The 12,842-nt window shown below is 74.7% G+C and carries 15 protein-coding genes; 8 read left to right on the forward strand and 7 right to left on the reverse strand.

Translation table 11 applies throughout. The features are described 5' to 3' along the window. The 3 genes from ACYVI6_RS15615 to rsrA form a co-directional block, all read left to right on the forward strand. The coding region (locus tag ACYVI6_RS15615) for an alpha/beta family hydrolase (protein ID WP_460447250.1) at window positions 1–308 on the forward strand (308 nt) is incomplete at its 5' end. A gap of 132 nt (window positions 309–440) precedes the next feature. After that, entirely contained in the window at window positions 441–1,163 is a 723-nt protein-coding gene (locus ACYVI6_RS15620) for a sigma-70 family RNA polymerase sigma factor (RefSeq protein WP_460447262.1), read from the forward strand. Further along, window positions 1,160–1,450, forward strand: coding sequence for a mycothiol system anti-sigma-R factor (rsrA, locus tag ACYVI6_RS15625; protein ID WP_460447251.1), 291 nt, complete (start codon window positions 1,160–1,162; stop codon window positions 1,448–1,450). The genes ACYVI6_RS15620 and rsrA overlap by 4 nt, the downstream gene beginning before the upstream one ends. A gap of 74 nt (window positions 1,451–1,524) precedes the next feature. Here the strand turns inward: rsrA and ACYVI6_RS15630 are convergent, their stop codons facing one another. Both ACYVI6_RS15630 and ACYVI6_RS15635 read right to left on the reverse strand, forming a co-directional pair. Beyond that, window positions 1,525–1,599, reverse strand: a complete 75-nt coding sequence (locus tag ACYVI6_RS15630; RefSeq protein WP_460447263.1) for a 50S ribosomal protein bL37 — start codon at window positions 1,597–1,599, stop codon at window positions 1,525–1,527. 54 nt (window positions 1,600–1,653) lie between these two features. Next, a complete protein-coding gene (locus ACYVI6_RS15635) occupies window positions 1,654–2,352 on the reverse strand; it encodes a hypothetical protein (protein WP_284290184.1) in 699 nt (232 codons plus the stop codon). 550 nt (window positions 2,353–2,902) lie between these two features. Here ACYVI6_RS15635 and ACYVI6_RS15640 point away from each other — a divergent pair. From ACYVI6_RS15640 to ACYVI6_RS15650, 3 genes are all read left to right on the forward strand, one after another. Then, the gene (locus ACYVI6_RS15640) at window positions 2,903–4,369 is read left to right on the forward strand and encodes an HD-GYP domain-containing protein (protein ID WP_460447252.1); all 1,467 of its coding nucleotides are present in this window, start codon (window positions 2,903–2,905) and stop codon (window positions 4,367–4,369) included. Then, entirely contained in the window at window positions 4,366–5,664 is a 1,299-nt protein-coding gene (locus ACYVI6_RS15645) for an HD-GYP domain-containing protein (protein ID WP_460447253.1), read from the forward strand. Before ACYVI6_RS15640 ends, ACYVI6_RS15645 begins: the two co-directional genes overlap by 4 nt. Before the next feature lie 64 nt (window positions 5,665–5,728). Then, window positions 5,729–6,820 (forward strand): type IV pilus twitching motility protein PilT, encoded by a 1,092-nt coding sequence (locus ACYVI6_RS15650; protein ID WP_460447254.1) that lies wholly within the window; start codon window positions 5,729–5,731, stop codon window positions 6,818–6,820. Window positions 6,821–6,829: 9 nt separating this feature from the next. Here ACYVI6_RS15650 and ACYVI6_RS15655 read toward each other — a convergent pair whose 3' ends face one another. Then, entirely contained in the window at window positions 6,830–6,991 is a 162-nt protein-coding gene (locus tag ACYVI6_RS15655; protein ID WP_460447255.1) for a hypothetical protein, read from the reverse strand. Between the two features lie 94 nt (window positions 6,992–7,085). Between ACYVI6_RS15655 and ACYVI6_RS15660 the strand changes: the two genes are divergently transcribed. Continuing rightward, window positions 7,086–8,039, forward strand: coding sequence for a GlxA family transcriptional regulator (locus ACYVI6_RS15660; protein WP_460447256.1), 954 nt, complete (start codon window positions 7,086–7,088; stop codon window positions 8,037–8,039). A gap of 13 nt (window positions 8,040–8,052) precedes the next feature. Here the strand turns inward: ACYVI6_RS15660 and ACYVI6_RS15665 are convergent, their stop codons facing one another. Beyond that, window positions 8,053–8,550 (reverse strand): GNAT family N-acetyltransferase, encoded by a 498-nt coding sequence (locus tag ACYVI6_RS15665; RefSeq protein ID WP_460447257.1) that lies wholly within the window; start codon window positions 8,548–8,550, stop codon window positions 8,053–8,055. Window positions 8,551–8,576: 26 nt separating this feature from the next. On the opposite strand from ACYVI6_RS15665, the gene ACYVI6_RS15670 reads away from it, so the two are divergent. Then, complete coding sequence (locus tag ACYVI6_RS15670) at window positions 8,577–9,512, forward strand: YihY/virulence factor BrkB family protein (protein WP_460447258.1); 936 nt, start codon at window positions 8,577–8,579, stop codon at window positions 9,510–9,512. Here ACYVI6_RS15670 and mctP read toward each other — a convergent pair. The 3 genes from mctP to ACYVI6_RS15685 all read right to left on the reverse strand — a co-directional run. Next, entirely contained in the window at window positions 9,499–11,178 is a 1,680-nt protein-coding gene (gene mctP / locus ACYVI6_RS15675; RefSeq protein ID WP_460447259.1) for a monocarboxylate uptake permease MctP, read from the reverse strand. The two genes, ACYVI6_RS15670 and mctP, sit on opposite strands and share 14 nt — an antisense overlap. Next, complete coding sequence (locus ACYVI6_RS15680) at window positions 11,175–11,447, reverse strand: DUF3311 domain-containing protein (RefSeq protein WP_460447260.1); 273 nt, start codon at window positions 11,445–11,447, stop codon at window positions 11,175–11,177. Before ACYVI6_RS15680 ends, mctP begins: the two co-directional genes overlap by 4 nt. Before the next feature lie 187 nt (window positions 11,448–11,634). Further along, the coding region (locus ACYVI6_RS15685; RefSeq protein ID WP_460447261.1) for a DUF6297 family protein at window positions 11,635–12,842 on the reverse strand (1,208 nt) is incomplete at its 5' end.

A 12,842-nucleotide genomic window follows, 5' to 3' on the forward strand; every position in this document is an offset into this window, starting at 1 on the left:
TGGCCTGCCGCACCGCCGCCGCGACCGGGGCCTCGGCGGTGCTCTGCCTGTCGTTCCCGCTGCACCCGCCGGGCCGACCCGACCGCAGCCGCGCCGACGAGCTGGCCGGTGCGCTGGCCACCGGCCCGGCCTGCGTGGTGCAGGGCGATCGCGACCCGTTCGGCAGCGCGGCCGACGTGCGGGCCGCGGTGCCGGCCGCCGACCTGCACGAGGTGCGCGGCGACCACGGAGGTGCCCGCAGCGCGGGCGCGCAGGAGGTGCTGCGGGCCGCCCTGAGCGCGCTGCTCGCCGGCCTCGCGCCGTCCTGACCTGGGCGGACGGCGACGGCGCCCGCCGCCGGTCGTCCGGAATGCCCGACGCGGGGCCGGCGTTCTGCCAGAGGACGTCACCGGGCCCCCCGCCCCTCGTCGACGGCGTCCGAGGAGGAACCCCACGTGCTGATGCTCGCGTCCTCGCGAGTCGACGACGGCCTGCTGGACCGCGCAGGCGGCGGTGCCGCCGTCGCGCGACTAGACTTGACCTCGATGACCGACGAGACCACCAGGGCCCCCGAGGCGGAGAGCGCGCAGGCTCGCGCCGCCCGGTTCGAGGTCGACGCCCTCCAGTACCTCGACCAGCTGTACTCGGCCGCGCTGCGGATGACCCGCAACCCCTCGGACGCCGAGGACCTGGTGCAGGAGACGTTCGCGAAGGCCTTCGCGGCCTTCCACCAGTACCGCCCGGGCACGAACCTCAAGGCCTGGCTGTACCGCATCCTCACCAACACGTACATCAACACGTACCGCAAGAAGCAGCGCGAGCCGCTGCAGTCCGACGCGGAGAACATCGAGGACTACCAGCTCGCCCGCGCCGAGTCGCACAGCTCGACGGGCCTGCGCTCGGCCGAGCACGAGGCGCTCGACCACCTGCCCGACAGCGACGTCAAGGACGCCCTGCAGCGCATCCCCGAGGACTTCCGGATGGCGGTCTACTACGCCGACGTCGAGGGGTTCGCCTACAAGGAGATCGCCGAGATCATGGGCACCCCGATCGGCACCGTGATGTCGCGGCTGCACCGGGGCCGGCGCCAGCTGCGCGAGCTGCTCACCGACTACGCCCGCGACCGCGGCCTGGCCGCCGCCGGGGTGGGCTCGTCCGACCGCGAGGGTGGTGCGTCGTCGTGACCGAGCGCCTCGAGGGCGACCTGCCCCCGCTGAAGCCCGAGTGCGCCGAGGCGCTCGACCGGGTCTACGAGTTCCTCGACCACGAGATGAGCGAGGCCGACTGCGACCGCATCCGCGAGCACCTCGCCGACTGCGGCCCCTGCCTCGAGCAGTACGACCTGGACGAGGCGCTCAAGGCGCTGGTGCGGCGCTCGTGCGCGTGCGAGCCGGCTCCCGACCAGCTGCGCGCCAAGGTGCTGACCCGCATCACCGCGGTGCGGGTGCAGGTCGAGGTCCGCGAGCAGTAGCCCGCCCGACGAACGCGCGAAGGGGCCCCGCACCGGCTGGTGCGGGGCCCCTTCGCGTCGTGCTGCGCAGGTGCTCAGGCGTTGGGCTTCTTGCCGTGGTTGGCGCCGTTGCCCTTGCGGCTGCGACGCTTGCGTGCGCGCTTGCTCATGGTGGCTCCCTTCGTCGTGCGGGTTCGCCGTCCATGCTCCCACAGCCGGGCGGGTCAGCCGGACAGCTGCCGGTTCAGGGCGTCGAGCACGGCCCGGCAGACGGCGTCCTCGGCGTGGCTGCGGACGACGGCGCTGCCGGTGAGCACCTGCTCGCCGACCCGCGGCAGCACCAGGTGCAGCACCACGACGGCCATCTCGTGGCTGCCGGCCGGCAGCACCTGCGCGTGCTCGAGGTCGCAGGGCTGGCCGAGCAGGGCGCGGACGGCGTCGAGGGTCGCGGTCGCGGCCAGCCGCGGCCGCGAGGCGACGTTCGCCGACCCGGTGGCGCTGCCCAGGAACTCCTCGTCGCCGATCGAGATGGTGACGGTCGCGGTCGCCTCCGCGCCGGAGGTGCGCAGCCCCACCGAGGTGAGGGTCGCGCGCCTGGCGTGGTCGGGGCCGGCGGCCGAGCCCTCGCCCCGGGCTGCCGGACCACCGACCGCTGCCGGGGCGGTCGCGACGTCCACCGCGTCGGGGCGGTCGTCGCCGATCTGCACCACGCTGACGATGCGGTGGTCGACCACGAGGTCGAAGCCGGCCATCGCCAGCGACTGCACGTCGCGCACCACCTGCTTGGCCGCCTTGCCGGGGCTGGCCAGCACGTGCACCTCGGTCGGCACGCCGTCGGCGGAGGTCACCACGCTGACCGCCTGGATGCCGGACAGCCCGCGCAGGGCCGCCTCGAAGTCGGGCAGCAGCCGCAGCGTCGTCATCGGGTCCTCCGGCGAGGGTCTCGGCTCGGTGCCGGCAACCCGCCCGGCGGGTGCCTGGCGACCGTAGCGCGGCGGGCGCCGTCCAGGCAGTGGGACGGACGACGCAGAAACCGTTGCGCAGCGAAGCGCTCACCCGTCCGGCGCACGGTGCGGCGCGAACCACCGCGCGGGGAGGTGCGCGACGACGTCCGGATGAGTCACTATTCTCCCGCTGCGGTCACCCCGCGACGACCGACCGCTCCGGCCCCACCGGGCGGCGCGTGACAACTCCAGAGTGCGTGACGGAGGCCGGCGACGGCTGCACCGCAGGCGAGACGAGCAGACCCCCCGCGTGCTCGTTCGCCTCATCACCTACAGCGAAGCGAAGCGATGCGCGGACACCAGCGGGTCCGCGACATCACAGGTGAGGAGTTGATGTCAGGTGAGCACCATCGTGTCCGCTGTCGAGAAGTTCCTCTCGGCGCAGGTCGACATCCACTGGGGCCGCTGAGCCCCGACCGCCGCCGACCTCCCTCACGCACGCTGGCGCCCACGACCGAAGGAGCAGCCGGTGCGCGAGTCGCCGCGCGTGGTGGCGTACGTCGCCACGACGACGCTGCTCGCGCTCGCCTGCGTCGTGGTCGTCGTCCCGACCGCGCCGGCGCCCGACCCGTGGACGGTCGGCATGCTGACCGCCGTCGGCGTGGCCGGCGCCCGCTCGCTGGTGAAGCGGCTGATGAACGGCGTCGACGTGTCGGTGATGTTCATCATCGAGCTGGCGGCGCTGGTGCTGACCGGCCCGACCGGCGCGATCCTCGTCGGGGTGGCGGCCATCGCGTTCGCCTCGGGCATGCCGCTGGTGGTGCGCACCTTCAACGCCGCCAAGCAGGTGCTGCAGGTGGCGCTGGCCTCGGTGGCCTTCACCGCGCTGGGCGGCGAGTGGACCGGGCCGAGCCACGGCCACGACTCCATCCCGCGCGACCTGGGCCTGCCGATGCTCGGGGTCATCGTCACGATGTTCCTGTTCAGCGCCGTGGCGGTCGCCGGCATCGTGCACATCGACACCCGGACGCCGTTCGGCGAGGTGTTCGCCGGCATCGTGCGCAGCCTGTCGGTGCCGTACGTCGGGTACGGCGTGCTCGCGCTGCTCCTGGTGGTGCTGTGGGACGACGCCGGTGTCGGCCCGCTGTCGGCCGCGCTGGTGCTGGCGCCGCTGTTCGTGGCGCGCTGGGCGTTCGCGCAGTACGCCGCCCAGCACGCGGCCCACGAACGCACCGTCGCGGCCCTGGTGACGGCCGTCGAGGCGAAGGACCACTACACGCGCGGGCACAGCGACCGGGTGGCCCGCGCGTCGGTGCTGATCGGCCGCACCCTGGGCCTGTCGCAGCAGCGCACGTCGACCCTGCACTTCGCCGGCATGCTGCACGACATCGGCAAGATCGGGGTGCCGACGCCCGTGCTGCAGAAGACCGGCCCGCTGACCGACGCCGAGTTCGAGACGATCGCCCGGCACCCGGTGCGCGGGCTCGAGATGGTGCGCGAGATCGAGTTCCTCGGCGAGGCGCTGCAGGCGATCCTGCACCACCACGAGCGGCTCGACGGGCGCGGCTACCCGATGGGCATGCACGGGATGGAGATCCCCGAGTTCGCCCGGATCATCGCGGTGGCCGACGCCTTCGACGCCATGACGTCGACCCGCTCGTACCGCGGTGCGCGCTCGGTGGAGGCCGCGCTCACCGAGCTGCGGGCCTGCACCGGCACCCAGTTCGACCCGCGCTTCGTGCTCGCCCTCGAGCAGGCGCTGGAGCGCAGCCCGTGGGAGCCGGAGGTCGAGGGCGACGGCACGGCCCCGCGCTTCGAGACCGCCCCGGCCAGCCGCGCCTCCGTCGTCCAGCACGACGCGCCGCGGCCGACCCCGGCCGACGACGTGGACGTCGACGACGTCGACGACGCGGACGAGGCGGACGAGGCGGACGACGCGGGCCGGCGCCCGGACGCGGGCCCGCACCCGGTGCCGACGCAGGGCGGCTCGACGTGACCGGTCTGCGCCGGGCGCCGCTGCTCACGCCGGCCGCGGTGGTGGCCTCGCTGGCGACGCTCCTCGCGGTGGCCGGCGTCGCGGCCGCGGCGGCGACGGTCAGCGCCCACGGCCTGCACTCGGCGCCGGTCGTGGTCGCCTTCGCCGCGTCGATCGCGGTGGGCGAGTGCCTGCGCGTGTGGCTGCCCGGCGACCGCGACGCCGCACCCATCGGCACCGCGGCGGCGTTCGCGTTCGCGCTGGTCGGCGAGGTCGGCGGGCCCGGGCTCGCGCCGCTCAGCAGCTCGGTGGTGGTCGGCGCCGCGGGCCTGGCGACCGTGGCCGGGTTGCTGCCGCACCTGCTGACCGCCCGCACGGTGGTGCTCGACGGCCCGGCGCACCGGTTCGTGGCGCTGGTGGTGCTCGTGCTGCTGTGGCGCGAGGTGCCGCTGGGCGACGACCCGGCGGTGCGGGTGGCCGTGGGCTTCGGCCCCGACCGCTGGCCGGTGGCGCTGATGATGCTGGTGGCGGTCGGCGTCGCGCTGGTGGTCGACGCGCTGCTCGCCGCCTGCGTGCGGTTCGGCCGCGAGAGCTCGCGGCTGGGGGCGATCGTCCGCGACGAGCTGCGCGCGCTCGGCGGGCTGGGCAGCGCGATCGGCGCGACCGGCGTCCTCATCGCGCTGGCCGCCCGCCCGATGGGGCTGCTCGCGCTGCCGCTGTTCATCGCCCCGCTGCTGCTCACCCAGTTCGCCTTCCGCCGGTACGCCCGGGTGCGCGCGACGTACGGGCAGACCATCCGCTCGCTGTCGCGGGTCACCGAGCTCGGCGGGTACACCGAGACCGGCCACTCGCGCCGGGTGGCCGAGCTGTCCCTGGCCGTGGGCCGCGACCTGGGGCTGGGGGAGCGGGCGCTGCAGGACCTCGAGTACGCCGCGCTGCTGCACGACATCGGGCAGCTGTCGCTGGCCGAGCCGATCCCCGGCGGCGCCACCGTCATGGCGGCTCCGGGCGAGCAGCGCCGCATCGCCGACCTCGGGGCGGCCGTCGTCCGCGAGGCGGGGGTGCTCGACACCGTCGCGACGATCGTCGAGCGGCAGACCGAGCCGTACCGGCGGCGGCTGCAGAGCGACGACGTCGACGTGCCGCTGGCCAGCCGCATCATCAAGGCCGCGAACGCCTACGACGACCTGGTGGGCGACGACCACTCGCAGGCGCGCCGGCTGGAGGCGCTCGAGCGCATCCACCTCGGCCTGGCCTACGAGTACGACCCGCGCGTGGTCAGCGCGCTGTCCCGGGTGCTGCAGCGCGCCGACTGACCCGAACGGCCCAGCGGGGTGGCGCGGACCTCAAGCCACCACCGCTGCGGCCGATCCAACGTCCGTGGAAGCCGCCGCTCCGATCCCCGTCGCACCCCTCCTGCGCGCCCTCGTGGAGCTGCGGGGGTCCGACCTGCACATCAAGGTCGGCTCGCCGGCGCGGCTGCGCATCGACGGCCGCCTGCGCAAGCTGCAGGGCGAGCTGCTGACCCCGGCCGACACCGAGTCGATCGCCGAGGAGGTCATGCGGCCGGAGCTGTTCGAGGAGTTCCAGCGCTGCAACGAGGCCGACTTCGCGTACTCGATGCCGGGCGTGGGCCGCTTCCGCGTGAACGCGTTCCGCTCGCGCGGCTCGGTCGGCCTGGTGTTCCGCCGGGTGTCGGTGGGTGCCATCCCGCTCGACGACCTCGGCGTGCCGGACGCCGTCAGCCAGCTGGCCCTCGAGCCGCGCGGTCTGGTGCTGGTCACCGGCCCCACCGGCTCGGGCAAGACGACGACGCTCGCCGGCATGGTCGACCACATCAACCGCAGCCGCGAGTGCCACATCGTCACCATCGAGGACCCCATCGAGGTGCTGCACGCCGACGCGATGTCGATGATCAACCAGCGCGAGGTGCGCCTCGACACCGCCGACTTCGGCGTGGCCCTGCGCGCCGCGATGCGCCAGGACCCCGACGTCATCCTGGTCGGCGAGATGCGCGACGCCGAGACGGTGAAGGCCGCGCTGTCGGCCGCCGAGACCGGCCACTTCGTGATGTCGACCCTGCACACCACGAACGCGCAGGAGACCGTCGCCCGCATCATCGACTTCTTCCCGCCGCACGAGCAGAAGCAGGTGCGGCTGGCGCTCGCCGGCGCGCTGCGCGGCATCGTCTGCCAGCGGCTCGTGCCGCGGGCCGACGGTCAGGGCCGCTGCCTCACGATGGAGGTCTGCGTGAACACCGGCCGCGTCGCCGAGGCGATCAGCGACCCCGACAAGACGAACACCCTCACCGACCTCATCGTCGAGGGCACGTTCTACGGCATGCAGACCTTCGACCAGCACCTGACGCACCTCATCCGCGACGGCGTGGTCACCCTCGACGACGCGATGAGCGCGGCGAGCAACCCGCACGACCTCACCGTCGAGCTGCGCCGCCTCGGCCTGGTCGCCTGACCCGAGGGGTTAGGCGTGCCGGCCGAGCCGGTGGGTGCGCCCCGGGCGGTCGGGACGGCGCCAGGTGTCGGTGGGCGCGTCCCACTCGCCGCTGCGGTGGGTGTCGGCGCCCCAGCGGGTGGCGGCGAGCGCGAGGAGCAGGAGCAGGGCGAGCACGACGAGTCCGGTCATGGCAGAGAGTCTGCGCTGACGCGACATCCGGCCACGAGTGGCAGACCTGCCGACGTCCGTCGACTTCCTGCCAGCGTCGTGCGAGACTGCCGGCATGCTGCGAACGGTCGCCGTGCCGCTGCTCGACCCCACCGCCTCCTTCGAGCTCGGCGTGCTGTGCGAGGTCTTCGGCATCGACCGCACCGAGCAGGGCGTGCCGGCGTTCGACTACCGGGTCTGCGGCGAGCACCCGGGGCGCCCCGTGCGCACCACGAGCGGCTACGCGGTGGTCGCCGACCACGGGTTCGACGTGCTGGCCGACGCCGACCTGATCGCGCTGCCCGCGTCGACGAACCACGCCGACCACCCGCCCCAGCTGCTCGAGGCGCTGCGGGCCGCGTTCGACCGCGGTGCCTGGGTGATGAGCGTCTGCTCCGGCGCCTTCGTGCTCGGCGCCGCCGGCCTGCTCGACGGGCGGCGCTGCACGACCCACTGGCGGCTCACCGACGAGCTCGCGGCCGCCTACCCGCAGGCCGTCGTCGAGCCCGACGTCCTGTACGTCGAGGACGGGCGGGTGCTCACCAGCGCCGGCACCGCGGCGGGCATCGACGCCGCGCTGCACCTGGTGCGGCGCGAGCTCGGCTCGGGCGTCGCGGCGACCATCGCCCGGCGCATGGTGGTGCCCCCGCAGCGCGACGGCGGGCAGCGGCAGTACGTCGAGACGCCGGTGCCGCGGTGCGACGCCGACACCCTGCAGCCGGTGCTGGCCTGGGCCGTCGAGCGGCTGCACGAGGACCTCGGCGTCGAGCGGCTGGCCCGCGAGGCGGTGCTGTCGCAGCGCACCTTCGCCCGGCGGTTCCGCGCAGAGACCGGCACCACGCCGCACAGCTGGGTCACCGGCCAGCGGGTGCTGCTGGCCCGTCGGCTGCTGGAGGACACCGACCTGTCGGTCGACGAGGTGGCCCGCCGCAGCGGCCTGGGCACCGCGGCGATGCTGCGGCACCACTTCGCGGCCGTCGTCGGCACCACGCCCGTGGGCTACCGGCGCACGTTCCGCCAGACCGCCTGAGCGGCCCGAGGGGTCAGAGCACCAGCTCGTAGCCGAGCAGGTCGACGCCGGGCTCGGGCACCCAGTCGAGGTCGGGACGGCGCACGAACCCGAGCCGCCCGTACAGCCGCTGCGCCGCGTGCATCTGCGTCTGGGTCGAGAGCAGGATGCGGCCGCGCCCCTCGCTCCGGGCCCGGTCGACGCAGGCCCGCACCAGCGCCTCCGCCACCCCACGGCCCCGGGCGGCCGGCGCGACGCCCAGCGCACGCAGCTCGGCGGCGTCCGGCCAGGGGGCCGACAGCTCGGCGGACGGCGTGCCCGACAGCGCGTAGGTGACCGTGCCGACCACTTCGGCGCCGTCCAGCGCGACCAGCACCGCGGCGCTGGCGGCGCGGCCGCGGGCGTCGAGCAGCCGCGCCAGGTAGCGGTCGCTGGCCAGCGACTCGTGGTCGTAGGCGCCGGCCACGACGTCGCCGGCGGCCTCGAGCTCGGCGCCGGTCGCGTCGCGGATCGTCACAGGTGTCGCAGGCACGCCGTGATCCTGCCAAGGTGGGCCCGGTGACGCACCCGCGGCCCTGGTGGCGCTCCCGGCCGCGGGCCCGGTGGCGCCGGATGGTGCACGCGCTGCCGCGCGAGAGCGTGCGCGCCCTGCGCCACCACGACCTGCTGCTGTACGGCGCGGGCGTCACCTTCTACGCCGCGCTGGCCGTGCTGCCGGTGCTGTTCGTCGCCACCCGCCTGCTCACCGCCGTCATCGGCCGCACCAACGTGCTCGAGCTGGGCGACGACCTGGCCGCGGCGCTGCCCTCGCAGCTGGGCGCCGACCGGGTGGCGTCGGCGCTGGTGCGGCGCGGCACCGAGCTCACCTGGCTGACCGTGCTGATCTCGCTGCTGCCGGCCAGCCTGTACGGCGAGGGGCTGCGGCGCGCGTACGCCCGGCTGGCCGACGCCGACGACCGGTTCGTGGGCTGGCGCGGCCGGCTCGCGGTGCTGCCCGTCCTCGCCGTCGCGCCCGGTCTGCTGGCCGGCGTCCTGGGCATCACGCCGGTGCTGGCCGACCTGTTCGGCAAGGGCCCGGGCGGCGTGGCGCTCGGCGTCTACGTCGCGCTGAACCTCGACTGGATCGTGGTGTCGCTGCCGCTGGCCTGGTCGTTCCGCGTCGTGGCGCCGGACGTGCTGTCGTGGCGGGCGTCGCTGGTCGGCGGCTTCTCCACCGGCGCGTTCGTGGCGGGGTTCCTGCAGGGGTTCGTGCTGTTCCTGACGCTGCCGCTCGACCTCGGCGCGCCGTTCGGCGGGCAGACCGCCGTGGGCGGCGTGTGCGCCGTGCTGCTGTGGCTGTGGGTGCTGCACATGGTGGTGCTGGTCGGCTGGGTGGCGACCCGCGCCGGGGCGGCCTGGTGGGGACGGCACCCCCGCACGCACGGGACGACGGTGCCGCCCGCCGAGGGGCCGCACCGCCGTCCGTCGCAGGCGTCGGGGTCTACTGCGTCGTGAGCTCGGGCAGGTCGCGCACCCGGGGGTCGCCGGCGTCCGCCCGGTAGTCGGCGGGATTCGTCTCGTCGACCCCGTCGCGGGTCCTCGTGGCCCGCAGCACCAGCGTCAGCACCACCGCGACGACGACGTTGATCACGAACGCCGTCAGTCCGATGTACCCGGCGTGGCCGAGCAGCGGCAGGTCGGCGGTCGAGCCACCGAAGTGCAGCACCGGCGGCTTCACCGCCTTGTTGGCCACGCCGTACGCCGTGACGGTGCCGTAGACCATGCCGGCCGCCCACCCGACGAGCAGCGCCCACCGGTGGAACCAGCGCGTGTAGAGGCCGAACACGATGGCGGGGAAGGTCTGCAGGATCCAGACGCCGCCGAGCAGCTGGAAGTTGATCGCGTTCTGCTTGTCGAGGAAGAACACGAACGCCAGCGCGCCGAGCTTCACCACCAGCGACACCAGCTTGCCCACCCGGGCCTCGTCCGCATCGGTCGCCGACGGCTTCAGGAAGTCGCGGTAGACGTTGCGGGTGAACAGGTTCGCGGCGGCGATCGACATGATCGCGGCCGGCACCAGGGCGCCGATGGCGATGGCGGCGAACGCGATGCCGGCGAACCACGACGGGAACTGGTCCTCGAACAGCTGCGGGATGACCAGCTGCGCGTTCGGCTTGCCGTCGAGGCCGAGCGGCTTGGTGCCGGCGGCGATCGCCACGAACCCGAGCAGCGCCAGCAGGCCGAGCAGGAACGAGTACGCCGGCAGGATCGAGGCGTTGCGCCGGATCACGTTGCGGTTCTTGGACGACAGCACCGCGGTGATCGAGTGCGGGTACATGAACAGCGCCATGGCCGACCCGAGCGCGAGCGTCGCGTACGGCCAGGTCTGCTTGATGCCGGGCACCAGCGCGCCGGTCGGCAGGCCGTTGTTCGGGTTGGTCTTCGCGAACTTCTGGCCGGCCGCGTCGAAGATCGCACCGAAGCCGCCGAGCTTGTGCGGCAGGTAGATCACCGCGACCAGGATGACCAGGTAGATGAGGCCGTCCTTGACGAACGCGATGAGCGCGGGCGCCCGCAGACCGCTGGAGTACGTGTAGGCGGCGAGCACCGCGAACGCCACGAGCAGCGGCAGGTCGCGGGCGATCACGTTGCCGCTGCCGCCGATGCCCATCACCTCGAGCACCGCCTGGATGCCGACCAGCTGCAGCGCGATGTACGGCATCGTCGCGAGGATGCCGGTGAGCGCGATGGCCAGCGACAGGCCCTTCGACCCGTACCGGCCGCGCACGAAGTCGGCGGGCGTGACGTAGCCGTGGGTGTGCGACACCGACCACAACCGCGCCATGAACACGAAGATGATCGGGTAGACGATGATCGTGTAGGGCACCGCGAAGAAGCCGGCCACCGCGCCGGTGGCGAACATCGCGGCCGGCACCGCCACGAACGTGTACGCCGTGTACAGGTCGCCGCCGAGCAGGAACCACGTGACGAACGTGCCGAAGCCGCGCCCGCCGAGGCCCCACTCGTCGAGCGAGCCCATCGCCCCGGCCCGCCGCCAGCGCGCGGCCATGAAGCCGAGCACGGTGACGGCGAGGAAGAGCACGATCACGATGGTGAGCGCGACCGCGTTGACCCCGGTCGTCTTCTCGGCGGCCAGCACCACGCCGTCCGCCGCCCTCACCGGTCACCCCGGCGCGTCGTGGCCTCGTGGCCGCGTCGGCGCTTCTCGTGGACCATCACCACGCGGTACGCGACCGACGTGCAGATCGCCGCGAGGAAGACCCAGAGGAACTGGTACCAGAAGAAGAACGGGAAGCCCCACAGCTCGGGCCCCTTCTTCGCGTAGCTCGAGACCCACATCAGGGCCACGACCGGCGCGGCGAGCAGGACGGCGACCACGGCGATCGCGGCCGGCGGGATCCTGGGTGGACGGCTGTCTGGTTCGCTCACGCGAGGCCTCCGGCGGTCGTGGGCGACACCTGCGTCGCCGCGGCCCGGACCTTACTCCCGACCCCTGCCGAACCGGACACACCGCCCACCGACACGCGGAGCGCGCACCGCCAGACCAGGCCGAGATGCGAGTAGCGGTTCACCTGGGCGGAGCCCGGTGAACCGCTACTCGCACCTCGGCGGGAGGTCAGTCGGCGCGGCGGGGCCGCAGCGAGCGCAGGACCGCCAGCGCGAGCAGCGGGACGCCGGCGGCGAGGGCGGGGTCGGCGCCGGCGAGCCACGGCACCGACACCAGCGCCACGACGTCGACGCCCACGAGGTAGGAGAGGATCGCGCCGACCGGCAGGGCGCCCACCGGCGACGCGGCCTGCAGCTGCCAGCTGACGGGGGAGCGGCCGCGGGCCGTGCGCATCGCCCCGGCCGTGCCGACCAGCGCGCCGGCCACCGCCCACCAGGCCGGGCGCCCCGAGAGCACCGTGGCCACCGCGGTCGCGACGAACGCGGACGCGAGCGGCAGCACCGCGTGCGCCGAGACCAGGTCGGACGTCGGGAACGGCAGCGAGCGGGCCAGCGCGGCCGAGCGGCTCACCGCCCGCAGGCCGGACGCCGCGGCGCCGGCGGCCGCCCAGCCGAGCAGCGCCGTTGCGGCGACGGCGAGCACGCGGCCGTAGAGCAGGCTGACCACCCACACCGGGGCGGCGGCGCCGACGGCGAGCAGCACCGGTCGGGGGGCGCGCAGCACCCGCACCGCGTCGGCGGCGATGAGCGCGCCGAGACCCTTGCCGCGCAACGGGATCGCGCGAGCTGGCCCGCGGGCGCCGAGCTGCAGCAGCGCGCGGGTGCGCAGCGTCTCGGCGAGGAACGAGCCGTCGAGGGCGGTGACGGTGGCCCGCAGCTCGAGCGCGAGACCGGCACCCGCCACGAGGTCGCTGCGGCGCAGCCGGCTCAGGCGGCGGGGCACCAGCGCCAGCAGCACCACCGCCGCCAGCACCGTGGCCGCGGCGGCCGCCGTCCCGGTGCCGCGGGTCGCGCCGTGGTCGCGCAGGTCGACCCCCAGCAGCGCGGACACCAGCAGCCCGACGGCGACCAGCGTCAGGACGTCGGCGACCGGACCCACGACGTGCGCCGCTCGCCGGCTCTGCAGCACGATCGCGCCGGCGGTCACGGCGAGTCCGGCGGCCGCACCGGCCACGGTCCACGCCAGCACGGCGTGCGCCAGCACGCCGGCCAGCGCACCCACCGCGGCGCCGGCTGCGGTCACCACCCCCAGCAGCAGCGCGGCGGACGGCACGAGCATGCCGCGCCGGTCGACGGGCGAGGCCAGCAGCCAGGTGACGTCGGCGGGGTCGCGCACCACGGGGCCGAGCAGGGCCAGCGCCCGCGCCCCGGACGCGG

It is taken from the genome of Angustibacter aerolatus, assembly GCF_054776675.1.